The 26,027-nt window shown below is 69.8% G+C and carries 25 protein-coding genes and 1 riboswitch; of the genes, 9 read left to right on the top strand and 16 right to left on the bottom strand.

Annotation, left to right across the window (positions count from 1 at the left end):
- Positions 1-12: 12 nt before the first annotated feature.
- The 3 genes from ACWENQ_RS09320 to ACWENQ_RS09310 are packed head-to-tail and all read right to left on the bottom strand — an operon-like array spanning position 13 to position 2,352.
- Positions 13-594: a TetR/AcrR family transcriptional regulator gene (locus tag ACWENQ_RS09320; RefSeq protein WP_452413525.1), complete on the bottom strand. Its 582-nt coding sequence runs from the start codon at positions 592-594 to the stop codon at positions 13-15.
- Positions 591-1,517: a class I SAM-dependent methyltransferase gene (locus tag ACWENQ_RS09315; protein ID WP_452413524.1), complete on the bottom strand. Its 927-nt coding sequence runs from the start codon at positions 1,515-1,517 to the stop codon at positions 591-593. The genes ACWENQ_RS09320 and ACWENQ_RS09315 overlap by 4 nt, the downstream gene beginning before the upstream one ends.
- A 25-nt stretch (positions 1,518-1,542) precedes the next feature.
- Complete coding sequence (locus tag ACWENQ_RS09310) at positions 1,543-2,352, bottom strand: sugar phosphate isomerase/epimerase family protein (RefSeq protein ID WP_449921955.1); 810 nt, start codon at positions 2,350-2,352, stop codon at positions 1,543-1,545.
- 36 nt (positions 2,353-2,388) lie between these two features.
- On the opposite strand from ACWENQ_RS09310, the gene ACWENQ_RS09305 reads away from it, so the two are divergent.
- The 5 genes from ACWENQ_RS09305 (at position 2,389) to disA (ending at position 6,912) form a co-directional block, all read left to right on the top strand.
- Entirely contained in the window at positions 2,389-3,087 is a 699-nt protein-coding gene (locus ACWENQ_RS09305; protein ID WP_452413522.1) for a class I SAM-dependent methyltransferase, read from the top strand.
- Between the two features lie 85 nt (positions 3,088-3,172).
- Positions 3,173-3,547 (top strand): MerR family transcriptional regulator, encoded by a 375-nt coding sequence (locus ACWENQ_RS09300; protein ID WP_452413520.1) that lies wholly within the window; start codon positions 3,173-3,175, stop codon positions 3,545-3,547.
- On the top strand, positions 3,544-3,849 hold the full coding sequence (trxA, locus tag ACWENQ_RS09295) for a thioredoxin (protein WP_449921960.1): 306 nt from the start codon (positions 3,544-3,546) through the stop codon (positions 3,847-3,849). Before ACWENQ_RS09300 ends, trxA begins: the two co-directional genes overlap by 4 nt.
- Positions 3,850-3,986: 137 nt before the next feature.
- Complete coding sequence (gene radA, locus ACWENQ_RS09290; protein ID WP_449921962.1) at positions 3,987-5,402, top strand: DNA repair protein RadA; 1,416 nt, start codon at positions 3,987-3,989, stop codon at positions 5,400-5,402.
- A 424-nt stretch (positions 5,403-5,826) separates the two neighbouring features.
- Positions 5,827-6,912: a DNA integrity scanning diadenylate cyclase DisA gene (disA, locus tag ACWENQ_RS09285; RefSeq protein ID WP_452413519.1), complete on the top strand. Its 1,086-nt coding sequence runs from the start codon at positions 5,827-5,829 to the stop codon at positions 6,910-6,912.
- A gap of 6 nt (positions 6,913-6,918) precedes the next feature.
- Here disA and ACWENQ_RS09280 read toward each other — a convergent pair whose 3' ends face one another.
- Positions 6,919-7,602, bottom strand: coding sequence for a hypothetical protein (locus ACWENQ_RS09280; protein WP_452413518.1), 684 nt, complete (start codon positions 7,600-7,602; stop codon positions 6,919-6,921).
- A 68-nt stretch (positions 7,603-7,670) separates the two neighbouring features.
- On the opposite strand from ACWENQ_RS09280, the gene ACWENQ_RS09275 reads away from it, so the two are divergent.
- Entirely contained in the window at positions 7,671-8,537 is an 867-nt protein-coding gene (locus ACWENQ_RS09275; RefSeq protein WP_452413516.1) for an A/G-specific adenine glycosylase, read from the top strand.
- 133 nt (positions 8,538-8,670) lie between these two features.
- Here the strand turns inward: ACWENQ_RS09275 and ACWENQ_RS09270 are convergent, their stop codons facing one another.
- From ACWENQ_RS09270 to ACWENQ_RS09245, 6 genes are all read right to left on the bottom strand, one after another.
- Entirely contained in the window at positions 8,671-9,564 is an 894-nt protein-coding gene (locus ACWENQ_RS09270) for a TIM barrel protein (RefSeq protein ID WP_449921967.1), read from the bottom strand.
- A gap of 921 nt (positions 9,565-10,485) precedes the next feature.
- Complete coding sequence (locus ACWENQ_RS09265) at positions 10,486-12,987, bottom strand: ATP-dependent Clp protease ATP-binding subunit (protein ID WP_354909412.1); 2,502 nt, start codon at positions 12,985-12,987, stop codon at positions 10,486-10,488.
- Between the two features lie 300 nt (positions 12,988-13,287).
- Positions 13,288-13,620 carry a histone-like nucleoid-structuring protein Lsr2 gene (locus ACWENQ_RS09260; RefSeq protein ID WP_354909410.1) on the bottom strand — a complete coding sequence of 111 codons (333 nt, stop codon included), beginning with the start codon at positions 13,618-13,620 and terminating at the stop codon, positions 13,288-13,290.
- 386 nt (positions 13,621-14,006) lie between these two features.
- Entirely contained in the window at positions 14,007-14,504 is a 498-nt protein-coding gene (locus tag ACWENQ_RS09255; RefSeq protein WP_452413514.1) for an RDD family protein, read from the bottom strand.
- Positions 14,505-14,601: 97 nt separating this feature from the next.
- Positions 14,602-16,026, bottom strand: coding sequence for an RDD family protein (locus ACWENQ_RS09250; protein WP_452413512.1), 1,425 nt, complete (start codon positions 16,024-16,026; stop codon positions 14,602-14,604).
- 86 nt (positions 16,027-16,112) lie between these two features.
- On the bottom strand, positions 16,113-16,682 hold the full coding sequence (locus tag ACWENQ_RS09245; RefSeq protein WP_449921972.1) for an amino-acid N-acetyltransferase: 570 nt from the start codon (positions 16,680-16,682) through the stop codon (positions 16,113-16,115).
- Positions 16,683-16,958: 276 nt separating this feature from the next.
- Positions 16,959-17,109, top strand: a riboswitch (cyclic di-AMP (ydaO/yuaA leader).
- Between the two features lie 5 nt (positions 17,110-17,114).
- Between ACWENQ_RS09245 and ACWENQ_RS09240 the strand changes: the two genes are divergently transcribed.
- Positions 17,115-18,158, top strand: coding sequence for an NlpC/P60 family protein (locus ACWENQ_RS09240; RefSeq protein WP_449921974.1), 1,044 nt, complete (start codon positions 17,115-17,117; stop codon positions 18,156-18,158).
- On the opposite strand, the gene ACWENQ_RS09235 is transcribed toward ACWENQ_RS09240, so the two are convergent.
- Both ACWENQ_RS09235 and ACWENQ_RS09230 read right to left on the bottom strand, forming a co-directional pair.
- Positions 18,155-18,370 (bottom strand): LuxR C-terminal-related transcriptional regulator, encoded by a 216-nt coding sequence (locus ACWENQ_RS09235; RefSeq protein WP_354909400.1) that lies wholly within the window; start codon positions 18,368-18,370, stop codon positions 18,155-18,157. The genes ACWENQ_RS09240 and ACWENQ_RS09235 overlap by 4 nt on opposite strands.
- Before the next feature lie 225 nt (positions 18,371-18,595).
- Positions 18,596-19,012: a winged helix-turn-helix transcriptional regulator gene (locus tag ACWENQ_RS09230; RefSeq protein ID WP_452413510.1), complete on the bottom strand. Its 417-nt coding sequence runs from the start codon at positions 19,010-19,012 to the stop codon at positions 18,596-18,598.
- 78 nt (positions 19,013-19,090) lie between these two features.
- On the opposite strand from ACWENQ_RS09230, the gene ACWENQ_RS09225 reads away from it, so the two are divergent.
- Positions 19,091-20,020, top strand: coding sequence for an NADP-dependent oxidoreductase (locus ACWENQ_RS09225; protein ID WP_452413509.1), 930 nt, complete (start codon positions 19,091-19,093; stop codon positions 20,018-20,020).
- A gap of 105 nt (positions 20,021-20,125) precedes the next feature.
- Here the strand turns inward: ACWENQ_RS09225 and lysX are convergent, their stop codons facing one another.
- On the bottom strand, positions 20,126-21,607 hold the full coding sequence (gene lysX, locus ACWENQ_RS09220) for a bifunctional lysylphosphatidylglycerol synthetase/lysine--tRNA ligase LysX (protein ID WP_452413507.1): 1,482 nt from the start codon (positions 21,605-21,607) through the stop codon (positions 20,126-20,128).
- Positions 21,608-21,750: 143 nt separating this feature from the next.
- On the opposite strand from lysX, the gene ACWENQ_RS09215 reads away from it, so the two are divergent.
- A complete protein-coding gene (locus ACWENQ_RS09215; protein WP_452413505.1) occupies positions 21,751-22,239 on the top strand; it encodes a hypothetical protein in 489 nt (162 codons plus the stop codon).
- A 39-nt stretch (positions 22,240-22,278) separates the two neighbouring features.
- On the opposite strand, the gene ACWENQ_RS09210 is transcribed toward ACWENQ_RS09215, so the two are convergent.
- The 3 genes from ACWENQ_RS09210 to panD all read right to left on the bottom strand — a co-directional run bounded on the left by ACWENQ_RS09210 (position 22,279) and on the right by panD (position 26,027).
- Complete coding sequence (locus tag ACWENQ_RS09210; protein ID WP_354909390.1) at positions 22,279-23,061, bottom strand: type III pantothenate kinase; 783 nt, start codon at positions 23,059-23,061, stop codon at positions 22,279-22,281.
- Entirely contained in the window at positions 23,062-25,542 is a 2,481-nt protein-coding gene (locus ACWENQ_RS09205; protein WP_449921982.1) for an L-aspartate oxidase, read from the bottom strand.
- Positions 25,543-25,616: 74 nt separating this feature from the next.
- A complete protein-coding gene (gene panD / locus ACWENQ_RS09200) occupies positions 25,617-26,027 on the bottom strand; it encodes an aspartate 1-decarboxylase (protein ID WP_452413504.1) in 411 nt (136 codons plus the stop codon).

Below are 26,027 nucleotides of genomic sequence, written 5' to 3'. Positions count from 1 at the left end.
TAGAACGATGCTCTACGAGGCCAGATAGCGCTGTACGGCAGGACCGACCAGCTCCACCAGCTCCTCGAGATCAGCCGAGGCCACCGGCTCGAGCCTGAGCACGTGACGCGCCAGCACCACCCCGATGAGCTGGGCGAACGCGGCCTCCATCCGCAGGTGCGAGATGCCCAGACCATCGGCCACCCGGTACAGCAGCGCGTTGGTGATGAACTCCCGCATCATGAGCGCCACCTGCTCGTTGGTCATGGCCGACCGCATGAGCGCGAGCACGGGCTCCCTGGCCTGCGCGTCGGCCGTGACCGTGAGGATCAGCCGGACCAGCCGCTCGCCCACCTCCTCGCGCGGGCCGTCCAGCAACCGGCCCAGCACGTCGTCGGGATCGATGGGCAGCCGCATGGCCTCGACGAACAAGCCCTCCTTGGTCGCGAAGTAGTGGTGCACGAGGGCGGGGTCGACCGCGGCTTCGCGGGCGATGCCGCGGACGGTCGCCTTGTCGAACCCCTTCTCGGCGAACACCTGCCTGGCCGCGGTGAGGATGTCGCCACGCGTGTCCGAGGCGCCCGGCCTGCGTCCCGTCCGGCGCTTGACCGTCATCCGCCGACCGCCAGGTAGACGCGCATCGGGACGGTGAGCACGCCGTCGGGGAAGACCCGCAGCAGCTCGGCGCGCTGCAGGGCGACCAGCTCGTCGGCGGCCTCGGCGGGCATCGTCGCCATGTAGGAGTGGGAGCGCAGGTCGAGCAGGAAGGCGTCGACGGCGACCCGGCGCGTCCAGCGCAGCCAGCGCTCCTCGACCGGCAGCGCCTCCGCGATCTTCGGCATGTTCCACTCGGGTCGCGCCGGACCCCAGTAGGCGGCGCACGCCTCCGCCAGGCGGACCTCATAGGCGGCCAGCCAGTCGGCACTGGCGGCGTCGGTGGTGTTCCACCAGGCGGCGACCCTCCCGCCGGGGCGCAGCACGCGCCGCGCCTCCGCGATCGAGACGTCGGGGTCGAGCCAGTGCCACGACTGGGCGTAGGTCACCAGGTCGGCGCCGCCGTCCCTGAGGGGCAAGGCGTTGCCGTCCCCCTGCACGGCCACCACGACACCCCGCGCCACCTGCCCGCCGTCACCATCCGCATGGACACCGTCCGCGTGGTGCCCGTCCGCGTGGTTCCCGTCCGTGTGATTCCCGTCCGCGTGGTGCCCGTCCGCGTGGTGCCCGGCCGTGTGTTGCCCGTCCGTGTGTTGCCCGTCCGCGTGTTGCCTGTCCGTGTGGTTGCGCGCCATCAGCCGCGCCAGCATCTCGCGGCCGGGGTCGACGGCCACCACGCGGGCACCGCGATCCCGCAGGGCACGCGCCGAGATGCCGGTGCCCGCGCCGACGTCGACCACCGTCGCACCCGCCAGCGCGACGCCGGACAGCTCCGTGAGCGCGTCGAACAGCTCACCCGGATAGCCGGGACGGCCCGCATCGTAGGCGTCGGCGACCCGGTCGAACACCCTGCCAAGCGCGCGGGAGGGGCCAGTGACACTCATGAGAGGACTTTCCCCCGCGGCCCGCTCATCTAGACGCCGCGAGGTGCAGCCTGGCGAAGGCCAGGGCCTCCGCCAGATCGTCGATCCGTTCCGTACGGCTGGACGCCTTGCGCGTGTTGATCTCCAGCACCACCAGCCCGTCGAAGCCGGTGTTGGCCAGCCGTTCGAGGACCTGCGCGCACGGCTGGTTGCCCCTGCCGGGGACCAGGTGCTCGTCCTTGTTCGGCACGCCGACGCCGTCGGCCAGGTGCAGGTGCGCGAGCCGGTCGCCGAGCTTCACCGCCATCTCCATCGCGTCGGAGCCCGAGACCGCCGTGTGCGACAGGTCGAGGGTGACCTGGGGGAAGGCGTAGTCGATCGGATTCCAGTCGGGGGAGTACGGCACGACGTCGTTGCCTCGCGCCTTGAGGGGGAACATGTTCTCCACCGCGAAGACCACGTCGGTCTCGTCGCGCATCCTCGCCAGGCCGTTCTCGAAGTCGCGGGCGTAGTCACGCTGCCAGCGGAACGGCGGGTGGACCACGACCGTGCGCGCGCCGAGCCGCTCGGCGGCCTTCTGCGCCTTCAGCAGCTTGGCCCACGGGTCGCGGCCCCACACGCGCTGGGTTACCAGCAGGCAGGGCGCGTGGATCGCGAGGACGGGGATCTCGTAGTGGTCCGACAACCGCTCGATGACGTCGATGTCCTGGCTGACGGGGTCGGCCCCCACCATGATCTCCACACCGTCGTAGCCGAGGCGGGCGGCCAGCTCGAAGGCGTCGGGGGTACGTTCCGGATATACCGAAGCAGTGGACAATGCGATCTTCGCATTGGGCACGCGGATGACATCTGCCACGCTGCCAGCCTACGCGCGAGGCCGTACCGTGGGGGCATGCCGCGCGTCGCCACCGGAGCCATCCCCAGCCCGAACATCTGGAACACCCCCGCGATCTACGAGCTGGAGAACCGCGCGGTCGACCCCGACGGCGCGGCCGACGCGGCGATGCGGGCGATCCGCCCCTGGGACGGCGCGACCGTGCTCGACATCGGCTGCGGCAGCGGCTACCACCTGCCGTCCTTCGCCGCCACAGCGGCCAGGGTGATCGGCGTCGAACCCCACGGCGACCTCGTCGGCCTGGCCCGCCGCCGCTGCGACGGGCTCGCCAACGTGTCCGTCCACGCGGCCACCGCGCAGGCGCTGCCGGTGCCCGACGCCGGCGTCGACGTGGCCGTCGCCCGGTGGGCCTACTTCTTCGGCCCCGGCTGCGAACCGGGGCTGCGCGAGCTGTCCCGCGTCGTACGGCGGGGCGGCGCGGCGTTCGTGATCGACCTCGACGCCACGCGCGGCGCCTTCGGCAGGTGGTTCCAGCGCACGGTGCCGGCGTACTCGCCCGGCGCCGTGGAGGACTTCTGGTCCCGGCAGGGATGGCAGCGCGACGAGCTGGACCTGCGGATGGTCTTCGAGCGCCGGGCCGACCTCGAGGCGGTGCTGCGCATCGAGTTCGCGCCCGAGGTGGCCGAGGAGGCGATCCGGGAGACGACCGGAGTGGAGCTGGCCTACCCGAACGTCCTGCGCTGGCGCTACTTCTGACCGGCGCGGCGGGCGACCGGTCGTCCGATGGCGGCGTTTCGGGCCGCTTGACCTTGACACTGACGTCAACGTTTACCGTTGTGGCATGCGGATCGGAGAGCTGGCCGAACGGACAGGTGTGAGCGCTCGTTCCCTGCGCTACTACGAGAAGCACGGGCTCCTCAGCGCCCGCAGGGGAGCGAACGGCTACCGCGAGTACTCCCTCTCGGACGTGAAGCTGGTCAGCGAGATCCGCCAGCTGCTCACGGTGGGGTTCACGCTCGAGGACGCCCGCCCGTTCGTCGACTGCCTCCGTGCGGGTCACGCCTCGGGCAGCGCGTGCGCGGAGTCCGTCGCCGTCTACCGGCGCAAGCTGGCCCAGATCGACGAGGAGATCGGCCTCCTGCTGGCCAGGCGTGCGGAGGTGGCCGGACAGCTCACCCAGGCCTGCACCGGATGTTTCGCGAAGGAGAAGGCATGATCAAGCTGACGACTGAGAACTTCGAGGAGCTCGTGCTCAAGAGCTCCGAGCCGGTCCTGGTGGACTTCTGGGCGGAGTGGTGCGGACCCTGCCGGATGGTGGCGCCCGTCCTGGACCAGATCGAGGCGGAGCACGGGCTGGCCATCGGCAAGCTCAACACCGACGAGAACCCCGAGATCATGACCAGGTACGGCGTGATGGGCCTGCCCACCCTGCTGCTCTTCGAGAACGGCGAGCCGGTGAAGCAGGTCGTCGGCGCGAAGCCCAAGCGCATGCTGGAAGCCGAGCTCGGCCTCTCCTGACCCCGGCCGCCTCTCCACGACGAGCCTCGGACACGGCTCCGCAGGACGTCCGGAACGCCTGGTCACCGTGACAGCGCCCGAGACCGCCGCATCCCGGCTGCGGCCGATTGTCGGCCACGCAGGCTAGCCTGCTCCGCATGGCACCGAAGACCGCACAGAAGCCCGGTTACCGCTGCGCCGAGTGCGGCTGGCGCACCACCAAGTGGGTCGGCAGGTGCGGCGAGTGCCAGGCGTGGGGCACGGTCGACGAGGAGGGCGCCCGAGCGGGGGTCCACGTGGTGCAGCCCGGCGCCACCAGCGGCCCCGCCGTACCCATCGGTGACGTCAAGGCGGAGATCGCCACCGCCCGCCCGACCGGCGTGAGCGAGCTCGACCGCGTCCTCGGCGGCGGGCTGGTGCCGGGCGCGGTCCTGCTGCTGGCGGGCGAGCCGGGCATCGGCAAGTCCACGCTCCTGCTGGAGGCCGCCGCCCGCATCGCCGAGTGGACCACCGTCCTCTATCTCACGGGCGAGGAGTCGGCCGCCCAGGTCCGGCTGCGCGCCGACCGCATCGGGGCGATCCGCGACAAGCTCTACCTCGCCGCCGAGACCGAGCTGTCGGCGCTCATGACTCATGTGGAGAAGGTCCAGCCGCAGCTCCTGATCGTCGACTCGGTGCAGACGGTCGGCTCCGCGCAGGCCACGGGCGTCCCTGGCGGCGTGACGCAGGTGCGGGAGGTGGCCGCCAATCTCGTACGGCTGGCCAAGGAGCGCAACATGGCCACCGTCCTGGTCGGCCACGTCACCAAGGAGGGCTCGATCGCCGGCCCCCGCACCCTCGAGCACCTGGTCGACGTGGTGCTCAGCTTCGAGGGCGACCGCCACTCCAGGCTGCGCATGGTCCGCGCGATCAAGAACAGGTTCGGCCCGACGGACGAGGTCGGCTGCTTCGACCTCCACGACCGCGGCATCGAGGGCATCACCGACCCCAGCGGCCTGTTCGTCTCGCGCCGCAGCGAGCCGGTGCCCGGCACCTGCGTCACCGTCACCGTCGAGGGCACCAGACCGCTGCCCGCCGAGGTCCAGGCGCTGGTCGCGCGCACCGAGGCGCAGCAGCCGCGCCGCACCTCCTCCGGCCTCGACCCCTACCGGGTGCAGATGATCCTGGCCGTCCTCGAGCGCAGGCTCAACGCCAGGCTGGGCGGCTGCGACGTCTTCACCGCCACCGTCGGCGGCATCAAGCTCGCCGACCCCGCCGTCGACCTGTCGGTCATGCTCGCCGTGGCCAGCGCGGCGGGCGACAAGCCGCTACCGCAAGGGCTCGTCGCGCTGGGCGAGGTGGGGCTGGCGGGCGAGCTCAGGCCGGTGCGCGACGTCCGCCGCCGGCTGTCGGAGGCCGCGCGGCTGGGGTTCAAGCGGGCGCTGGTGCCCCGGGGCTCGCTGGAGGAGGGCGGCAGCCGTCGCCGGCCGGGTGAGCAGCGCGCGCTGGTCCCGGTGGGGCCGGTCGCGTTCGCTCCAGGGTTCGAGGTGATGGAGGCGGAGAACGTCTGGGACGCCCTCACCCACGTCACCTGATCACCCCGCCCAGCCGGCCGCCGGTCCCGCAACGGTTGCATAACGACTACGCGGTCGGGGGGCCACCGTCATGTGCCGCGACGTCGGTAAGGGAAATGAAAGCGCGCGACACGGGCAGGAGAAGGGCGGCCGCACGATCCGACGTGACGGCGCCCAGCCCCGTGGGCCCGCAGTAGCGTGATGGACGGCGCGGGACCGGCGGACCACGGTGGCCTGTCGCCGGCGTGCCGTACGGGCAGGAGCGGGACGGCCCCGGAGCGGGACCCCCCTGACCGGCGGCGGCAGGGCGACGAAGGCGGGTCGTCCTGCGGGAACGACCTGTCCATCCGAGACGACGTCCGGATGAGGATGGGGTTCATGAGACTACGGGTACGGCACACAGGTTGGCCGGTAAGCTGGATTTTGACTAGGACACGGGGGTCAGGTGGCAAACGACAGGAGTCTTGACGACCGTCGTCGCACAGCCCTCGCCTCGGTTGCCCCGGGCACTCCACTGAGAGACGGTCTGGAGCGCATTCTGCGCGGCCAGACGGGCGGGCTCATCGTCCTGGGCTACGACAGCGTGGTCGAGGAGCTGTGCAGCGGCGGGTTCGAGCTCGACGTGGAGTTCTCCGCGACGCGGCTGCGCGAGCTGGCCAAGATGGACGGCGCGATCGTGCTACGCAGCGACGATCACAAGATCGTGCGGGCCGCGGTGCACCTCGTGCCCGACCCCGCCATCCCCACCGACGAGTCAGGCACCAGGCACCGTACGGCGCAGCGCGTCGCCCGGCAGACCGGCTTCCCCATCATCGCGATCAGCAAGTCGATGCGGATCATCGCCCTCTACCTCGACGGCATCCGCTACGTCCTGGAGGAGTCGGCGGCCATCCTGTCCAAGGCCAACCAGGCCCTGGCCACCCTCGAACGCTACAAGCACCGCCTCGACGAGGTGTCCGGCACGCTGTCGGCGCTGGAGATCGAGGATCTGGTCACGGTCCGCGACGTGGCCTCCGTCGCCCAGCGCCTGGAGATGGTGCGCCGGATCTCCGAGGAGATCCAGGGCTACGTCGTCGAGCTCGGCACCGACGGCCGCCTGCTGTCCCTCCAGCTGGACGAGCTGGTCGCCGGGGTCGACTCCGACCGCGAGCTGATCGTGCGCGACTACCTTCCCGCGTCGGTGACGCGGACCAAGCGCAAGGTCGCCGACGTCCTCAACGGTTTCGACGCGCTGTCGGCGAGCGAGCTGCTCGACCTGTCCGCGGTGGCGCGGGTGCTGGGGCGCGGGGCGAACGAGACGCTCGACAGCCCGGTAAGCCCGCGCGGGTTCCGGCTGCTGGCGAAGGTTCCGCGGCTGCCCGCGACGGTCGTCGACCGGCTGGTCGACCATTTCGGCGGGCTGCAGAAGCTGCTGGCGGCCAGCGTCGACGACCTGCAGGCGGTCGGCGGCGTGGGCGAGTCGCGGGCCAGGAGCGTGCGCGAGGGCCTGTCGCGGCTGGCCGAGTCCAGCATCCTCGAACGCTACGTCTGACCCGCCCTAGCGGAGGTGGAAGACCGCCTTCGGGCTGCGCAGGCCACCCTTGCGCACCACCGCGACATACGTGCCGGGCAACGCGCCGGCCCGCGTGCCCGAGCAGTCGACGCCCGAGCGGCGCCGGTCCCATTCGAGGCTGTGGACGTACGGGATGCCGCGCTCCAGCTTGCGGACCTCGACGCCTTCGCCGCTCACGCAGTCGGCCGTCGACCACACCCGGTCGTCGCCCGACGTGATGCGGATCTCCATCGCCCGCGGCCCCACGTCCGCGGTGCACATGACCGGGCCGGTGTTCACCAGGGTGAGCATGAAGGTGGGACGAGCCTGCGCCGCATAGACCTCCTGCCGCTGCTCCAGGTTGAGGACCAGGTCCTTCTCCTCGCACGGCAGGCCCGCCCTGCGCACCGGCGGTGCCGGGGTGGGCTTGGGCGAGGGTGCGGCGGAGGGCGTCACACGCGTCTTCGACGGCTGCGGCGTCGGCGTCGCCGTCACGGAGGGCAACCCCGCCAGAACCTGCTCCACCCCGGGCTGCGAGGGCTTCCCGGCGTTCGACGCGTGCTCGGGCCCACCCGTGGCCGAACACGCCCACGCCACGAAGGCCACCACGACCAGCACCCCGACAAGTACGGTCATACGCCGCCGCCAGTAGACATCCCCAGGGACGCCGCGCAGGGTATCCGGTTCCATACCCCCAGGATGCTGAAGCCCCCGTGCACGCAGGGTGACGACACGCCGTAACCCACTAGTCTGAGCGGGTGGCCGACCCGAACCTCCTACGAGAGCCGATTCTCGACTGGTACGCCGACAATGCCCGCGATCTCCCCTGGCGCCGCCAGGACGCCACCCCCTGGGGCATCCTGGTCAGCGAGATCATGCTCCAGCAGACGCCCGTCGTGCGCGTCCTGCCGGTGTGGCAGCAGTGGATGGAGCGCTGGCCCACCCCCGCCGACCTCGCGGCGGAACCCCCCGGCGAGGCCATACGCCACTGGGGCCGCCTCGGCTACCCGCGCCGGGCGCTGCGCCTGCACGCCTGCGCCAGGGCGATCACCACGGAGCACGGCGGATCGGTGCCGTCCGACCACGCGACGCTGCTCTCGCTGCCCGGCATCGGCGAGTACACCGCCGCCGCCGTGGCGAGCTTCGCCTTCGGCGGCAGCCATCCGGTACTCGACACCAACGTCCGCCGCGTGCTGGGCAGGGCCGTCCGCGCGGAGGAGTACCCACCGGCCGCCACCACCGCCGCCGAACGCCGCCTCGCCCAGGACCTCCTCCCCGCCGTGGGCGCGCCCGTCTGGGGCGTGGCGGTCATGGAGCTCGGAGCCCTGGTCTGTACGGCCCGCGGCCCCCAGTGCGAGCGCTGCCCGATCATCACGCAGTGCGCCTGGCGGCTCGCCGGGAAGCCGCCCGGCCAGGCACGCAAGGGGCAGACCTACGACGGCACCGACCGGCAGTGCCGGGGCCGTCTCCTCGCGGTGCTGCGCGCGGCGCACGGGCCGGTGCCCAAGACGGCGCTCGACGCGGTGTGGGACGAGCCGGTCCAGCGGGAGCGGGCGCTCGACGGGCTGATCACCGACGGCCTGGCCGAGGTCCTGGACGACGGAACCTACCGCCTGCCCACCTGACCCGCCCAGGGGTACGCCCCCGCCTCGGGCCCAGGGCACGGTTCACGCCTGGACCCGCTGTCCTGGGGTCGGCATTCCTGGGCCGCCCGCCGTCCCGGGGCCGGCGTTTCCAGGGCGCGGTGGAGAGGAGAGGTCAGGCGGCGAGCTGGAGGCCCAGCGAGGTGAGGTTCGTGCGGGCCCAGTCGAGCTCCTCGGCCAGCATCGACACCAGCGCCCCCGGCCCCTTAGCACGTCCCGGCACCGCCAGGTTGTGCGTCTCGACCTCGATGTGCGCCGTGCCGTTGACCGCGCCCGACAGGATCGCCGTCAACGTGTCGTGCAGAACCGCGCCCGTGTCGGTGTGGTTGTGCACGTGCCCCAGCTTGACCACCGGCGCCCCGACCTCGGCGAGCCCGCGCAGCGCGGCGCCGGGCTCCTCGCCGCCGCCGCAGGCCAGGTGGCAGGCGTCGAGGCAGACGCCGAGATGCTCGGAGTCGATGCCGCCCACCCGCTCGACGGCCTGCTCGGTCGTCTCGAGGACGCATCCCGGCCACGGCTCGAACCCCACGCGGATCGTCTTGCCCGTGACGCTGTGGATGCCGCGCAGCTCGCGGGCCAGCCGCTCCAGCCGGCGCGTCGCGATGGCGTGCAGGTCGGCAGGCCAGTCGCGGCGCCAGCCGATCGGGATGGTGGAGATGCTGCCGAACCGCACGTCCTCCGGCAGGAGGAAGGCGAGGATCTTGGCGAGCGCCATCGTGTAGCGGTAGCGCTCGGGCTTGGCCCAGTCGGGACCCGGCACGTCCTGGTTGCGGCCGCCGGTGCCGTTCAGGCTGACCACTTCGAGACCGCGTTCCTCGAGGGAGCGGCGCAGCCGTACCAGCTCGATGCGGTCGGCGATCAGATGGTCGGCCACGGTGGGCGACAGCCACAGCCCGACGCCCATCCGGTCGACGCCCAGGCGCTTGCGCACCGGGACGGCGTAGCGGGTCAGGTGGGCGATGAGGTTCTCGAGGTCCTCCGCGGGGTGCACGCCGGCGTTGTACGCCAAGTGAACGAGCGTTCCGTCATCGTGACGCAGGCGCATCGGCTTCCTCCACGGCTTGCACTGGGTGTTGTGTCCGTCGCTCGGACGTGTGCCGAGCTTGCCCGCCGGACCGGGGCCTCCGCGTCCGCCCTGAGTTGACTTCCGACTACGCCTCAGGGATGAGCCCCAACCTAGGGACGCCTTCTTGTGGGTCACTTGTGCGGGACTTGGCGTGCTTTGCTCTACGGATTGTAGTACTACTTCTCGTGGCGGTATAGCCGAACCCAACCTGGAGTCACCAATCTGACATCAAACCGATGCCCACCCCAGTAACGCGACCCATCCCCGCCCGCCCGGCCCGCCCTCTCCGCCCCCGTTCGACAAGCCGGCCCCCCGCACACTCTCCGCCCTCTTCCCGATACGGCAAGCCGGTCCGCCGCCCCGCGGCCTCTCCCTCCCTGTACGGCAAGCCGGTCTGGCGCCCCCGTGGTCACGGGGTCCCGCCCGTCGCAGGCGCGCCGCCCAGCAGGACTTCGCTCCCCTCCCCAACGGACGGGAGTGATAACCCACACACCCCAGGCTCGGGCACTCCATCGCTGGGCGCAGGCGTCGGACCGGCGCTGGGTGAGCACCTGCGAACCGAAAGGTCGGCAAGACGGAGAACCTCGGGGAGAAACGTCCGCAAGGCGGGAGGAATGGCGCCCCCAAAGACCGCCGCCCGAGAGACCGCCCTCGAGAGGTCGCCGACTGAGAGACCGCCCCGAGAACCCGCCCAAGAAACCGCCGACCGAGAGACCGCCGCCCAAGAACCCGCCGCCCGAGAGACCGCCCCGAGGGACCGCCGACCGGGGGACCGCCGCCCGAGAGACCGGCCGGGGCGACGGTGGCTGAACACGCAGCAGGGCCCGCGTGGGGATCCCACGCGGGCCCTGGCAAACCCAGCGCTTAGTTCTGGATCGGCTCCGCGATCGCGGCCGCCGAGTCGGGAACGCGCGAGGCGGTCTCGCCGACGAAGACGAACTTGGCGTTGTCGCCCTCGCCCTCGATGTCGACCTTGATCACCTGGCCGGGACGCAGCTCGCCGTACAGGATCTTCTCCGACAGGGAGTCCTCCAGCTCGCGCTGGATCGTACGACGGAGCGGACGGGCGCCCATCACCGGGTCGTACCCGCGGTCGGCCAGCAGCTGCTTGGCGGCAGGCGAGACCTCGAGCCCCATGTCGCGGTCCTTCAGCCGCTCGCTCACCTGGGCGAGCATCAGATCGACGATCTGGATGATCTCCTTCGGCGTGAGCTGGTGGAAGACCACGATGTCGTCGACACGGTTGAGGAACTCGGGCCGGAAGTGCTGCTTGAGCTCCTCCTGGACCTTCGACTTCATCCGGTCGTAGTTGGACTCGGCGTCGTTGGACTTCGCGAACCCGACCCCGATGCCCTTGGAGATGTCGCGGGTGCCGAGGTTGGTGGTCATGATGATGACCGTGTTCTTGAAGTCGACCACCCGGCCCTGGGCGTCGGTCAGGCGACCGTCTTCCAGGATCTGCAGCAGCGAGTTGAAGATGTCGGGGTGGGCCTTCTCGATCTCGTCGAACAGGACCACGGAGAACGGCTTGCGCCGCACCTTCTCGGTCAGCTGGCCGCCCTCTTCGTACCCGACGTAGCCGGGCGGGGAGCCGAACAGCCTGGAGACGGTGTGCTTCTCCATGAACTCCGACATGTCCAGCATGATCAGAGCGTCTTCGTCGCCGAAGAGGAACTCCGCCAGAGCCTTGGACAGCTCGGTCTTACCGACGCCCGAGGGGCCGGCGAAGATGAACGAGCCGCCGGGACGGCGCGGGTCCTTCAGACCGGCGCGGGTACGCCGGATGGACCGCGACAGGCCCTTGATGGCGTCGTCCTGGCCGATGATCCGCTTGTGGAGTTCGTCCTCCATGCGGAGCAGGCGCTGGGACTCCTCCTCGGTCAGCTTGAAGACCGGGATGCCGGTGGCGGTGGCCAGGACCTCGGCGATGAGCTCCTGGGTGACCTCGGCCACGACATCCATGTCGCCGGCCTTCCACTCCTTCTCCCGGCGCTCGCGCTTGAGCTGGAGCTGCTTCTCCTGGTCGCGGAGGGCAGCCGCCTTCTCGAAGTCCTGCGCGTCGATCGCGGACTCCTTGTCGCGGCGGACGTTGGCGATCTTCTCGTCGTACTCGCGCAGGTCCGGCGGAGCGGTCATCCTACGGATGCGCATCCGGGAACCGGCCTCGTCGATGAGGTCGATCGCCTTGTCGGGAAGGTAGCGGTCGCTGATGTAGCGGTCGGCCAGCTGCGCGGCGGCGACCAGCGCGTCGTCGGTGATCGACACGCGGTGGTGCGCCTCGTAGCGGTCGCGCAGACCCTTCAGGATCTCGATCGTGTGGCTGAGCGACGGCTCGGCCACCTGGATCGGCTGGAAGCGGCGCTCCAGCGCGGCGTCCTTCTCGAGGTACTTGCGGTACTCGTCGAGCGTGGTGGCGCCGATGGTCTGCAGCTCGCCGCGGGCCAGCATCGGCTTGAGGATGCTGGCGGCGTCGATCGCGCCCTCGGCGGCGCCCGCGCCCACGAGCGTGTGCAGCTCGTCGATGAACAGGATGATGTCGCCTCGGGTGCGGATCTCCTTGAGCACCTTCTTCAGGCGCTCTTCGAAGTCACCGCGGTAGCGGGAGCCGGCCACGAGCGCGCCCAGGTCAAGCGTGTAGAGCTGCTTGTCCTTCAGCGTCTCGGGCACCTCACCCTTGACGATCTTCTGTGACAGGCCCTCGACGACGGCGGTCTTGCCGACGCCGGGCTCGCCGATGAGAACGGGGTTGTTCTTGGTCCTCCTGGAGAGGACCTGCATGACCCGCTCGATCTCCTTCTCACGGCCGATGACCGGATCCAGCTTGCCCTCGCGGGCCGCCTGGGTCAGGTTGCGGCCGAACTGGTCGAGCACCAGGGACGTGGACGGCGCGGACTCCTGCGGGCCACCCGCGGCGGCCGGCTCCTTGCCCTGGTAGCCGTGGAGCAGCTGGATGACCTGCTGCCGCACACGGTTGAGATCGGCTCCAAGCTTGACCAGCACCTGGGCAGCCACACCCTCACCCTCGCGGATGAGCCCGAGCAGGATGTGCTCGGTGCCGATGTAGTTGTGGCCCAGCTGCAAAGCCTCACGGAGCGACAGCTCAAGAACCTTCTTGGCCCGCGGGGTGAACGGAATGTGCCCCGACGGAGCCGATTGGCCCTGGCCGATGATCTCCTCGACCTGCTGGCGCACACCCTCAAGGCTGATGCCGAGGCTCTCCAGAGCCTTGGCGGCTACGCCCTCACCTTCATGGATCAAGCCAAGAAGAATGTGCTCAGTGCCGATGTAGTTGTGGTTGAGCATCCTGGCCTCTTCTTGGGCCAAGACGACAACCCGCCTCGCTCGGTCGGTGAACCTCTCGAACATCTCGTCGCTCCTCACAGAGCGGTCAGTCAGGCCGGTAAATCCGGTCCCGTCCTCCCGCATGCTAGCCCTGGCTCGGCGAACCGCTGACACGCTCTATAGCAGAGACGTTCCCCGAGAGCAGGGCGTTCACCCTCCATCCAACTACCTACAGGGGGTGCTGTGTTCCCGATACGCCGCAAGCGAACGACGTTTAGAGCATGAGCCACCGGCCGCACGACATGCCCGGTTTTCACCGGCAAACACGATCATGCGCTTATGGCGATCTCCGGGGTTCTAGGCGATCGGCATAAGCGCATGATGTCAGTGGGCTTGTTCGTACTTCTCCACGATCGCGGAGGAGATGCGGCCGCGCTCGCTGACCTGGAGGCCGTGGGCCTTGGCCCACTGCCGAATCTCGGAGCTCTTCTCACGGCTCATGGAACGTGCTCCGCCGCGCACCCGGCGACGGGCCGCAACGGCACCCGACTTGCGGGCGGACGTCACGAAAGGCGACAGCGCGTCCCGCAGCTTCTTGGCGTTAACGTCGCTGAGGTCAATCTCATACGACGCGCCGTCAATGGCGAAGCTGACCGTCTCATTGGCCTCGCCCCCATCGAGGTCATCGATGAGAATCTCCTGGATCTGCTTGGCCATCTACGGAATCCTTTCCCGGCGCATTGTTTCATTCGCGTGCCAAACATATACCCGGAAAGGCGACGAGACAATTCAGCGCTTCGCGGATTCCCTGACTCCCGGGTCAGTTCGGTCCCCGGACGGACCCGTCCTGTTTGGACGGCGCCCGGCGGCTGCATTCCGCCCCACGCCGCCTCATGGGGTTTGTGGGAGACGCGCCCTTTATGCACGTGCCGCCCTGCGACGGACGGGACAGCTGTTGTCGACTCTCCGCCCCGACGATAGCGCCAAAGGGAGCGCCACCTGGCGGGGTGTGTGCCACCTAGCCTAATGCCAGTCTCTCCAGAGTTCTTACCCGATCGCCCGGAAAATCCTGAAAAATCGGCGTCTGGGGGCAGATGCACACTTCAGCGAGGGTCTTTGATCACCAACGAACCCGCCCACCGGTCGTGCAACCCCTGCTGGAGGGGCTTGTCGATCAAGATAGACAGTCCGACGGCGAACACCAGGATTCCGACAACGACATTGGCGCCAGGAATCCCCGCGAGCGCGATCGGCCCGGGATAGAGCAGCGCGCGTTTCGCCAGATCCTCCGGCCCCAGCCGCCGCCCCGGGGCGGCGGCCAGCCTTATCTTCATGATCGCCTTCCCGAAGGTACGGCGCCGCCGGTAATGGACCAGGCAGTCATAGCCCGCATAACCCAGCCCCACGGCCAGCCAGGCCAACAACCTCGGCAACCGGTCGCCATACACCTCAAGCAGGCCGACAGTCCGCAACAAACCCCAGGCCGTGATGAACAGAATGTAATAGAGAACCCCGACGACGAGAGCCTCAATGCTTCGCGCGACGAGCCGTTCCCACCAATCGGCCGGTACGGCCGGCACTCCTGGCGGCGGCGCGACCATAAGCCCCATTCTGTACGCCGGCCGGCCGCGATTACAGGGCCGGGGACGCGAAAACGGGGGCCGGCGCGACGCCGGTCCCCGTTTTTTCGGTATCCGCTTACTTGATCTTCACGACCACGGTGCCGGCGAACTTGTCGGCGAAGGTCTGCTGCAGCGGCTTGTCCCAGAGGTGGGAGGCGCCGTTGACGCCGATCGCGGCGAAGGCCAGCAGGCCACCGAGGATCGGGATGGCGTTGAGGATCACGCCGCCCCACGTGATGCCGGCCCGCTTGATGGCGGAGTCGCTCTCCAGACCGCCGGGGGGCAGCGAGCCGCCGACCGGGACGATCTTGATACCCATGATCATCTTGCCGACCGTCTGCCCCTTGGACTTGGTCAGCAGGAACTCGTAGCCCACGTAGAACAGCGCCGCGAGGACGGCGAGGATCGCCGCGAGGACGAGCGGGTTCATGCCGGTGAACGTGCCGGTGGCGAGGTCGTAGCTCGGACCCGCGACCATGAACAGGACCGTGCTCACGATGATCCAGAAGACCGCGAAGATCACGCCGTCGACGATGCGGGCGACCAGGCGCTGCCACCACTCGGCGAGCGGGGCGGGTGCGCCGGGCGGCTGCAGGCCGGCCGGAGCGCCGTACGGCTGGCCGTAGCCGGGCTGGCCGTAGGCGGGCGGCTGCTGCTGGCCGTAACCGGGCTGGTAGGGCTGCTGCTGGCCGTAGGGCGAGGACTGACCGTAGCCGGGCTGCGACTGGCCCTGCTGGCCGTAGCCCTGCTGACCGTAGCCGGGCTGCTGGCCGTAACCGGGCTGCTGACCCGAGGGCTGGCCGTAACCGGGCTGCTGGCCGGACGCCGGCTGGCCGTACCCGGGCTGCTGCTGGCCGTAGCCGGGCTGGCCGTACTCCGGCTGCTGGCCGTACTCGGGCTGCTGGCCCGAGGAGCCCTGCTGCTGGCCGTAGCCCTGCTGCCCGTACTCGGGCTGCTGGCCGGAGGAGGCCTGCTGCTGACCGTAGCCCTGCTGGCCGTACTCGGGCTGCTGGCCCGAGGCGGCCTGCTGGCCGTAGCCGGGCTGGCCGTAGCCGGGCTGGCCGTACTGCTGGCCGTAGCCCTGCTGACCGTAAGGCTGCTGGCCGGAAGCGGGGGGCTGCTGGCCGTAGCCCTGCTGGCCCGAGGAGGGCTGGCCGTAGCCGGGCTGCTGGCCTGACGCGGGCTGGCCGTAGCCCTGCTGTCCATAGCCGGGCTGCTGCTGGCCGTAGCCCTGCTGGCCCGAGGAAGGCTGGCCGTAGCCGGGCTGCTGCTGCTGGCCGTAACCCTGCTGGCCGTAACCGGGCTGCTGGCCGTAGCCCTGCTGGCCGTAGCCTTGGTCGGGCTGGCCCTGTGACGGCTGACCGTAGCCGCCGCCCTCATGGCGATAGCCGACGATCGTCACGTCAGGATCCGGCTGCTCGCCAGGGCGTCCTGCGTTCTGCTGACCGTATCCGGAATTGTCGTCAGGTTGGTCCGGGTACGGCGGCTGTCCGGTGCTCACCGTGTCACCTCGCTTCGATGGCGCATGTGGCACATGTCAGGACACATGCTTGCTGTTGCCCAACGTATCGACATGAGTATCAACAATCACCTTTCCTCTTGGTCAACGCCGTAGTCAACTGCGTCCAGATGAAGCAGCATCCTGGTGTTGCCAAGGGTGTTGGGCTTGACGTGCTCGAGGTCCAGAAACTCGGCCACACCCTCGTCGTAGGAGGCCAGCAGCTCGGCGTAGACCTCGGGTGATACCGGTGTTCCCTGGATGGGCACGAAGCCGTGTCGGGCGAAGAAGTCGACCTCGAACGTCAGGCAGAAGACCCGGCGAAGGCCCAGGTCGCGAGCTGTTCTCACGAGCGCGGTAACAATACGGTGACCGACGCCTGAACCTTTGGCCGCGGGATCGACGGCTACCGTGCGAATTTCGGCGAGGTCCTCCCACAGCACATGGAGCGCGCCACAGCCGACCACCTGGCCGCCGCGCTCGGCGACCCAGAACTCCTGGACGTCCTCGTACAGCGTGACCGTGGCTTTTTCGAGAAGCTTGCGGCCCGCCCCCGCATAGATGTCGACCAGGCGCTTGATCGACCTGACGTCCGGCGTGCGGGCGCGCCGTACGACGATCTCGGTGTCCTGCATTGGGCGCTCGACGGCCTGCTCCATGGCCCTTCAGCGTACCGAGCTTGTTTCGGCCCATCCCTAACTACCATCACATGACCTCACGTAGCGAGGCGAGCACGCTCCGCATCGACGCACGACATGCCCGACAAATCTCTGCCAATCCGGGCAAAGGGCACGCAATGCCCTGGTTGATCAGGCTTTCGCGTGACCCGCCCGTGATCCTTTGTTTGCGCATCCTCTACTGGATCCGTAGTTCTGGTTGAGCACGAACCTGGCTTGCACTAGTGTCCAGCGACGATGTCACCCACGCAGCCAGGCGTGGGTGACGCGCCTAATCCCCCACCACGGGGAGCCGGGGACCCGCCGGCGGACCACCGACCGCCACAGGGGTGAGTCCGAGTCCGTGCTCGGTAGGGCTGCTCCGGCCCGAACCCGTCAGCTAACCCGGTCGGCGGCTACGAGAGGAGCTGGTTGGTGAAGCGCAGGCGCACTCACGAGGGGAAGTCCGCGGGCAAGCACGCCCGCCCCCACGAACCGGGCTCCCCCAGGAAGCGGTTCGCCGTCGTGAGCGCCGCGATGGCCGTCCTCGCCCTCGCCATGCCGCTGAGCCCGGCCGCCGCCGACCCCAAGCCGACGCTCAAGGAGCTCGCCGAGCGCGTCGAGAAGATGCACAACGACATCGAGACGCTCACCGAGCAGTACAACGGGCAGCGCGAGAAGCTCAAGGGCGTCAAGAAGTCCGCCGAGACCGCCAAGAAGGTCCTGGCCACCAGCGAGGCCGATCTGGCCGCCAAGCGCGCCCGAGCCACGCTCGTGGCCGAGAGCACCTACATGTACGGCGGCCTCGCCGACGGCCTGGCCTTCACCTCGGCGGCCGACCCCGACTCCTTCCTCGACGCCGCCGCCACCTCCTACGCCCTCGGCCAGCAGCAGGGCCAGGAGGTCAAGGAACTCGCCGAGTCCATCGCCGCCGCCGAGAAGGCGAGGTCGACCGCCAAGACACGCCTGGCCGAGGTCCAGAAACTCGTCAACGACCTCGGCAGCAAGCGCGACAAGATCACCTCGATGGTCGCCAAGACCGAGAGCAGCCTGTTCCGGCGCGCCCTGGGCGAGGCGGGACGGCCGGGCACCCGCGCCAGCAGGGTCAACCTGCCCATCATCGGCAGCGGCAAGGCCGCGCAGGCCGCCCGCTGGGCGCTGACCCAGCAGCTCAAGCCGTACGTGTGGGGCGCCGAGGGGCCGAGTTCCTTCGACTGCTCGGGCCTGGTCATGGCCGCCTACCAGCAGGTGGGCATCAGCCTGCCGCACTACACCGGCGACCAGTGGACGGCCGGCACCCACATCTCGCGCGAGCAGCTACGCCCCGGCGACCTGGTCTTCTTCTACAACGACCTGCACCATGTGGGCATCTACATCGGCGGCGGGATGATGGTGCACGCGCCCCGCACGGGTGACGTCGTCCGGGTCGCCGCGATCGCCAACAGGCCGTTCGCGGGAGCCGTACGGATCGCCGACTAGATCAGTCGCCGGCGCGCGGCCCAGGCCACGGCCTCGATGGCCGTGGCGACGCCGATCCTGTCGCAGATGACGCGCAGGCGGCGGCGGACCGTGCGGCCGCTGATCTCCAGCGTTCTGCCCACGCGGTCGACCGTGACGCCCTTGGCCAACTCCGCGAGCAGATCCAGGTCGTCCTGGCTCAACACGACTCCGTCGTCGGTGAGCACATCCATCGGGAGCCCTCCCCCCAACAGCACAACTCGGCGACGTCTCGGCTCGAGCACCGCTGCTCGTCCCGCAGACGGTAAACGCATACTCGAAAGGTCGTCAAGGTTGATTCCACGAAGCGCTTGACGGCGACTATTGACTTGATCGTTTCTATATGAAGAACTCGCGCGGCATACGGCACGAAGATCAGGCCACAACCGGCCGACCGCAATGCGCTCTTATCCTGAATTTCACGCCGTTTTTTCAGCGGCCTGCCCGGCGTCATAGCGTTCGCGGGCAAGCTCGACATCCTCGATGTGACTCTCCGCCCATTCCTTGATCGCGGCCATGAGCGGGAGCAGACTCGTTCCGAGTGGCGTGAGCTCATAATCCACGCGCACCGGCACCGAGGCGGTCACCGTTCTGAAGACCAGCCCGTCCCTTTCCAGCCCGCGAAGCGTCTGCGTCAGCATCTTCTGGCTCACGCCCGCGACCGTCCTGGCCAGATCGCTGTATCGCATCGAGCCGCCGGCCAGGGCGGTGAGTATCAGGCTGACCCATTTGTCGCTGAGGGTGTCCAGCAGCTTCCTCGAGGGGCACTGCGCGACGTACGCGTCGTACTCCTGCTTGGCCGCGGCACGGCGCGCGGCCGCCGTCGTGGTCGCCATGCGAGCTCCTCCGGGTGGCTTACGCACTTCCAGGTGCCTTCTTACCAGAAGAGAGCTTCTCTCCCTAGGGTCGTCCGTATGACAACCATGCGTGCGCTCATCGGCGGTTCCGGCTCTCCCGAGCTCATCGAGGCCCCGGCTCCCCAGGCGGGCCGGGGCCAGGTCCGGATCAAGGTCGCCGCCGCCGGCCTGAACCCGTTCGACCTCGCGGTCGCCTCAGGTTCGCTCAGCGACTACGGCGTCGCCCGCGAGCTCGACTCCTACGGCCTCGGCTTCGACGCCGCGGGCGTGGTCGACCAGGTGGGTGAAGGCGTCGCCATCGCCCCCGGGCAAGAGGTGATCGCCTTGGTCAGCCGGCTCGAACTGCCGACCAAGGCCCAGGCGGACCACGTGGTGGTCGACGCGGCGGCGGTCGCGCCCGCTCCGGCGGGGTTGTCCTTGGTCGAGGCCGCCACCCTGCCGCTCAACACGCTGACCGCGTGGCAGTCGCTCGACCGGGCGAACCTGAGCCAGGGCCAGACCGTCCTGGTCACGGGGGCCGCGGGCGCCGTCGGCGGGTTCGCGGTGGAACTGGCGGCGGCCCGCGGCCTGCGGGTGGTGGCCGCGGCGGGAGGCGACGACGAGGAACTGGTCCGGGAGTTCGGCGCCGAGTGGTTCGTCCCGCGCGGGGAGGATCTGGGCGAGGCGGTCAGGAAGCGGGTGCCAGGCGGGGTGGACGCCGTGATCGACGCCGCCGTGACCGGCCTGGCGGGACTGAACGCCCTCCGCGACGGGGGGACGTTCGTCACCCTGACGGCCGGCGTGGCACCGGTCGCGCTGCGGGGGACGGACGTGGCCACCGTGTTCTTCAGCGAGGAGCCGTTCCAGCTCGCCGAGATCGCCCGGCTGGCCGGGCTCGGCCGGCTGACCGCGAGGGTCGCCGGGACCTACCCCCTGGAGCAGGCCGGCGACGCTTACGCCCGCCTCGCCAAGGGCGGCCTGCGCGGTCGCCTGGTCCTCACCCTCTGACACCGCCACCCGTCCGGGTACGGCCCGCCAGGCCGCCTCAGGATGCGACCGCCCCGATCGTCACCGGCGAGCCCGCCCGGCGGTGACGACCGGCGTGGACGCGGGTCAACCGGCGGGCTTCACCAGCGGGAACAGGATCGTCTCGCGGATGTTCTTGCCGGTGAAGGCCATGATCATCCGGTCGATCCCCACCCCGACGCCACCCGTCGGCGGCATCGCGTATTCCAGCGCCTGCAGGAAGTCCTCGTCGAGCTGCATCGCCTCGGGATCGCCGCCGGCCGCCAGCAGCGACTGCTCGGTCAGCCTGCGGCGCTGCTCGATCGGGTCGACCAGCTCGGAGTAGGCGGTGCCGAGCTCGGTGCCGAACCCGATCAGGTCCCACTTCTCGGTGAGCAGCGGGTTGTCGCGGTGCTGCCGGGTGAGGGGCGAGGTCTCCAGCGGGTAGTCCATGACGAACGTCGGCTGGACCAGCGTGTGCTCGACCAGCTCCTCGAAGAGCTCCTGGACGAGCTTGCCCTGGCCCCACTTCGCGTCCCAGTGGACGTGACGCTCGTCGGCGTACTTCCTGACCTGCTCGAGCGGGGTGTCGGTGGTGATCTCCTCGCCCAGCGCCGCTGAGACCGCGTCGTACAGCCTGACCCTCGGCCAGCGCGCGAGGCCGAGGTCGATCTCGACGCCGTCGTGCACGACCACGGTGGTGTCCAGCGCGGCCACGACCGCCCGCTGGTACATCCGCTGCGTGAGCTCGGCCATGTCGTTGTAGTCGAGGTAGGTGCCGTACGCCTCGAGCATCGTGAACTCGGGGTTGTGCGTGGAGTCCGCGCCCTCGTTGCGGAAGTTGCGGTTGATCTCGAAGACCTTCTCGATGCCGCCGACCACGAGCCGCTTCAGGTAGAGCTCGATCGCGATGCGGAGGTAGAGCTCCATGTCGTAGGCGTTGATGTGGGTCTTGAACGGCCGTGCCGCCGCGCCGCCGTGGATCGGCTGCAGCATGGGCGTCTCGACCTCGAGGTAGCCCTCCTCGTGCCAGAAGTCGCGCACCGCGCGGACCGTGGCGCTGCGGACGCGGGCCATCGAGCGCGCCTCGTCGTTGACGATGAGGTCGACGTAGCGCTGCCGTACCCGGGCCTCGGGGTCGGTGAGGCCGACGTGCTTCTCCGGCAGCGGGCGCAGGCACTTGGAGGTGATCTGCCAGCGGTCGGCGAGGATGGACAGCTCACCGCGCCGGGAGGTGATGACCTCTCCCTCGATGCCGACGTGGTCGCCGAGGTCGACGTCGCGCTTCCACGCCGCCAGCGACTCCTCTCCCACCTTGTCGAGGGAGATCATGACCTGCAGGTCACCGCCGCCGTCACGCAGCGTGGCGAAGCAGAGCTTCCCGCCGATGCGGTTGAGCATGACGCGCCCCGCGACGCCGACTTTGTCGCCGGTCGCGGTGTCAGGGTCGAGACCCTGGTACTTCTCCCTGATCTCGGCGTTGGTCGCCGTACGGGGGAAGGTCACCGGATAAGGATCGACGCCCTCGTCACGAAGGCGGTCGAGCTTCTCCCTCCGGATGCGCATCTGCTCGGGAAGTTCGTCGCTCACAACACCAAAGGGTACCGATATGGCGCAATGCAAGAGTTCGTCAGCTCTTTGCAAAGGGAGTGCAAGGAGGCGGGGTTACCAATGACCCAGGAGCCCAGGGGGATCCGGCAGGGAGCCGGAACCGCGGGGCTCAAGGAGAGATCATGATGAAGAAGCTCGCGACAGGCTTCCTCGCAGTGGCCGCCACCGGCACACTCGCCCTGTCGCTCCCCGCCACCGCCAACGCCTCGACCACCTCCTCCACCACCGGCGCCTCCGACTACGACGACTACTGGGGCTCCTACTACGCCAAGTACGGCCTGGCCAAGGCCAGCGGCTGGATCGGCGTCGAGGGCGACTACGAGGACGGCAACTCCGTTCACGTCAAGGGACGGCTCTACGACCTCGACAACAGGACCTACAACCAGGGCGGCAAGTGCGCGTACGTGAAGTTCCAGGCGGCCGACGACGAGTACGACTGGTACCAGGTCTACTCGCGCTACTACTGCGGCTACCCGGGCTACAAGTCCTTCCAGTTCCACGAGGACGACGTCTACGCGGTGCGCGTCAAGGTCTGCCAGTACGACCCGTCCACCCACCGCGTCAGCAAGTGCGGCAAGTGGTGGGACCTCTACGACGCCGAAGAGGTGTGAGAAACCGGATCGAAGGGCCCCTCCCGCGGGGGCCCTTCGTCATGTCGCGTTGCGGTTGTAGATGAGCCTGAGCCCGATGAGCGTGAGCCACGGCTCGTGCACGTCGATCGAGCGCGCCTCCCTGACCACCAGCGAGGCGAGACCGCCGGTCGCCACGACCGTGACGTCGTCGGGGTCGTCGGCGAGCTCGGCCGCCATCCGCTCGACGATGCCGTCGACCTGGCCGGCGAAGCCGTAGATGATGCCCGACTGCAGCGCCTCGACGGTGTTCTTGGCGATCACGGAGCGCGGCCTGATCAGCTCCACCTTGTGCAGCTGGGCCCCGGCGGCGGCGAGGGCGTCGACGGAGATCTCGATGCCCGGAGCGGTGACCGCGCCGACGTACTCTCCCTTGGCCGACACCGCGTCGAAGGAGGTGGCGGTGCCGAAGTCGACGATGATGCAGGGCCCGCCGTACTGGTCGATGGCGGCCAGCGAGTTGACGATCCGGTCGCTGCCGACCTCCTTGGGGTTGTCCATCCTGACCGGCACTCCGGTGCGGATGCCGGGCTCCACGATGACGGCGGTGACGTCGCCGTAGTAGCGGCGGCACATCTCGCGCATCTCGTTCAGCACCGAGGGCACGGTCGAGCAGATCGCGATGCCGCTCACGTCCGCGTCCTTGAGCAGGGGCGACTGGGCGAGCAGCCCCTGCAGGACGACCGCGATCTCGTCAGCGGTACGGCGGGCATCGGTGGCGATCCGCCAGTGCTCGATGACCTCCTCGCCTTCGAAGAGGCCGAGCACCGTGTGGGTGTTGCCGACGTCGATCGCGAGCAGCATCTAGTTCCCCCGTAGATCCAGGGCTATGTCAAGCGCAGGTGCCGAGTGCGTGAGCGCTCCCACAGCAACGTAGTCCACGCCAGTTTCGGCTACATCACGGGCCGATTCCAAGGTCAGCCCGCCACTTGCCTCGAGCCTGGCCCGGCCGTCGACGAGTCGCACCGCCCTGGCCAGCTCCGCCACGGTGAAGTTGTCCAGAAGGATCTCCTCGGCGCCTTCGGCCAGGACGGGGGCGATCTGGTCGATGCGGTCCACCTCCACCTCGATCGGCAGCTCGGGATACAGGTCTCTCACCTTGCGGAAAGCCTCGGCGACTCCGCCGGCGGCCACCACGTGGTTGTCCTTGATGAGCGCCGCGTCCGACAGCGACATGCGGTGGTTGACCCCGCCGCCGGCCCTGACCGCGTACTTCTCCAGCGCCCGCAGGCCCGGCAGCGTCTTGCGGCTGTCGCGCACCCGGGTTCCGGTCCCCTCGACCGCGTCGACCCAGCGCGCGGTGAGCGTCGCGATGCCCGACAGGTGGGTGAGGAGGTTGAGCGCGGTGCGCTCGGCCGTCAGCAGGGCGCGCGTCTCGCCCTCGACGGTCATGAGCACGTCGCCGTGCCGTACGCGCTCGCCGTCCTTGGCCCTGCGCTCGACGGTGGTGGCACCCAGCCTGCGGAAGACGGCCTCGGCGACGGCGAGCCCCGCGACCACCCCGTCGGCCCGTGCGACCACGTCGGCGGTGGCGCGCTGCCCCGCGGGGATCGTGGCCAGGGAGGTGACGTCGCCGGCCTCCTGCAGGTCCTCGGCGAGCGCGCGCGAGACGACCTCGTCCACGGTCGCCGGGTCGAGCCCCGCGGCCTCCAGCTCCCGCGCCAGGCGCGGGGCCGTCTCGTGCGGCGTGTAGGTCATGGTCAGCCCCTCGTGAGTCAGCGTGATGTCCAGATGTCCCAGCCAGTTCTCGTCGTCGCGGTCGGGGAAGTCCTCCCGCCAGTGCGAGCCCCTGGTCTCCAGGCGGGCGTAGGCGGCGGCCACGAGGACCGAGGCCACGGTGAGCAGGTTCGTGGTCTCCCACGACTCCACGCAGGGCTGGACCGCCACGGGGGTCCAGCGGGCGTCCCTGAGCGCGACGCCCGTCTGCGTGACCGAGGACCGGCTGCGCAGCACGCCCGCGCCGCTGCTCATGTGGGCCTGGATGCGCGTGCGGGCCCGTGGGTCGACCAGGCCCTCCTCCGCGGTGGCCGCGGCGGGTTCGCCGGGGGCGGGCCGTAGCCGGTGGATGTCCTCGGCGATGCGCTCGGCGAAGACCAGTCCTTCCAGCAGCGAGTTGGAGGCCAGCCGGTTCGCGCCGTGCACGCCCGTGCAGGCGACCTCGCCGCAGGCGTAGAGCCCCTCGATCGAGGTACGGCCGCGCAGGTCGGTCCGGACGCCGCCGCTGGCGTAGTGGGCGGCGGGCATGACGGGGATCAGGTCCGTGGCGGGATCGATCCCGTGCTCGAGGCAGATGCCGTAGATGGTCGGGAAGCGGGTCTTCCACTTGTCGAGCCCGAAGTGGCGGCCGTCGAGGTAGACCTGGCCCGGCTGTCGCGTGATCGCCTTGGCCACCACGTCACGGGGCGCGAGCTCGTCGGTGAACCTCTCGCCGCCGGCGTCGACGAGGTAGGCGCCCTCGCCGCGTACCGCCTCGGAGATCAGCGGCTGCTGGCCGGTGGACTCCTCCCCCAGCCACAGCACGGTCGGGTGGAACTGCACGAACTCCAGGTCCCTGACGACGGCGCCCGCGCGCAGCGCCAGCGCGACGCCGTCGCCCGTCGAGACGACGGGGTTGGTGGTGGCGGCGTAGATCTGGCCCATGCCGCCGGTGGCCAGCACCACGGCCCTGGCCCGCGCCTCTCCCACACCGTCGCGCGCGCCCTCGCCCATGACGTGCAGGGTGACGCCGCGCGCCCGGCCCCCCGCGTCCTTGACCAGGTCGAGCACGAGGGCGTGCTCGATCACCTCGATCGCGGGGTGGGCGAGGACCGCCTGGATGAGCGCCCGCTGCACCTCGGCGCCGGTCGCGTCGCCGCCCGCGTGCACGATGCGGTTGCGGTGGTGCCCGCCTTCGCGGGTGAGCTGGAGCTCGCCGTTCTCGTCGGTGTCGAACCTGGCGCCCCTGGCGATCAGGTTGCGCAGCGCTCCCGGCCCCTCCGTCACCAGCGTCCTGACGGCCTGCTCGTCGCACAGGCCGACCCCGGCGACCAGCGTGTCGTCGAGGTGCTCGCCGGGCGAGTCGGCGGGGTCGAGGACGGCCGCGATGCCGCCCTGCGCCCACCTCGTGGAGCCGGACGACAGCACGTCCTTGGTGACGACCAGGACCTTCGCGGTGGGGTCGAGCTCGGCGTGGTGCAGGGCCACGGTCAGCCCGGCGACGCCCGAACCCACCACGATCACGTCCGCCTCGACCGTCCAGCCGGGGGCGGGGGCGGTGAGCTTCATGGGGATCGCGGGTGCACTCATGGGGGAGCCTCCTCGGATTTCGTCACTATGACGATAACGCCCCGCGATCCGTGCTCCTTCCCCGCCCCCTCCCCTTAGACGTGGAGCTCGTCGCCGCGCATGGCGCCCTCGACCGCGGCCGCGGGGTCGGCGCCCAGCTCCACGATCCTGTTGTCCCGGTCGACGTGGACCACCCGGGGAGTGAAGGCCCGCGCCTCGGCGTCGTCGAGCTGGCCGTACGCGATGATGATCACCAGGTCGCCCGGTGAGACCAGCCGGGCCGCGGCGCCGTTGATACCGATGATCCCCGACCCGCGCGGGCCGGTGATGACGTAGGTCACCAGGCGGGCGCCGTTGTCGATGTCGACCACGTGCACCTGCTCGCCCGGTAACAACCCGGCCGCCTCCATCAGCTCCTCGTCGATGGTCAACGACCCCACGTAGTGCAGGTCGGCCTGCGTGACCGTGGCTCGATGGATCTTGGACGTCAACATGGTCCTGAGCAC

The sequence above is a fragment of the Nonomuraea sp. NPDC004354 genome, from assembly GCF_053602555.1.
This window is presented reverse-complemented; position numbering and strand designations above follow the sequence as displayed.

Coding starts and splice junctions, on each gene's coding strand:
- ACWENQ_RS09320 (WP_452413525.1), bottom strand. CDS start 594: ATGACGGTCAAGCGCCGGACGGGACGCAGGCCGGGCGCCTCGGACACG.
- ACWENQ_RS09315 (WP_452413524.1), bottom strand. CDS start 1,517: ATGAGTGTCACTGGCCCCTCCCGCGCGCTTGGCAGGGTGTTCGACCGG.
- ACWENQ_RS09305 (WP_452413522.1), top strand. CDS start 2,389: ATGCCGCGCGTCGCCACCGGAGCCATCCCCAGCCCGAACATCTGGAAC.
- ACWENQ_RS09300 (WP_452413520.1), top strand. CDS start 3,173: ATGCGGATCGGAGAGCTGGCCGAACGGACAGGTGTGAGCGCTCGTTCC.
- trxA (WP_449921960.1), top strand. CDS start 3,544: ATGATCAAGCTGACGACTGAGAACTTCGAGGAGCTCGTGCTCAAGAGC.
- radA (WP_449921962.1), top strand. CDS start 3,987: ATGGCACCGAAGACCGCACAGAAGCCCGGTTACCGCTGCGCCGAGTGC.
- ACWENQ_RS09280 (WP_452413518.1), bottom strand. CDS start 7,602: ATGGAACCGGATACCCTGCGCGGCGTCCCTGGGGATGTCTACTGGCGG.
- ACWENQ_RS09265 (WP_354909412.1), bottom strand. CDS start 12,987: ATGTTCGAGAGGTTCACCGACCGAGCGAGGCGGGTTGTCGTCTTGGCC.
- ACWENQ_RS09260 (WP_354909410.1), bottom strand. CDS start 13,620: ATGGCCAAGCAGATCCAGGAGATTCTCATCGATGACCTCGATGGGGGC.
- ACWENQ_RS09255 (WP_452413514.1), bottom strand. CDS start 14,504: ATGGTCGCGCCGCCGCCAGGAGTGCCGGCCGTACCGGCCGATTGGTGG.
- ACWENQ_RS09245 (WP_449921972.1), bottom strand. CDS start 16,682: ATGGAGCAGGCCGTCGAGCGCCCAATGCAGGACACCGAGATCGTCGTA.
- ACWENQ_RS09235 (WP_354909400.1), bottom strand. CDS start 18,370: ATGGATGTGCTCACCGACGACGGAGTCGTGTTGAGCCAGGACGACCTG.
- ACWENQ_RS09230 (WP_452413510.1), bottom strand. CDS start 19,012: ATGGCGACCACGACGGCGGCCGCGCGCCGTGCCGCGGCCAAGCAGGAG.
- ACWENQ_RS09225 (WP_452413509.1), top strand. CDS start 19,091: ATGACAACCATGCGTGCGCTCATCGGCGGTTCCGGCTCTCCCGAGCTC.
- ACWENQ_RS09215 (WP_452413505.1), top strand. CDS start 21,751: ATGATGAAGAAGCTCGCGACAGGCTTCCTCGCAGTGGCCGCCACCGGC.
- ACWENQ_RS09210 (WP_354909390.1), bottom strand. CDS start 23,061: ATGCTGCTCGCGATCGACGTCGGCAACACCCACACGGTGCTCGGCCTC.
- ACWENQ_RS09205 (WP_449921982.1), bottom strand. CDS start 25,542: ATGAGTGCACCCGCGATCCCCATGAAGCTCACCGCCCCCGCCCCCGGC.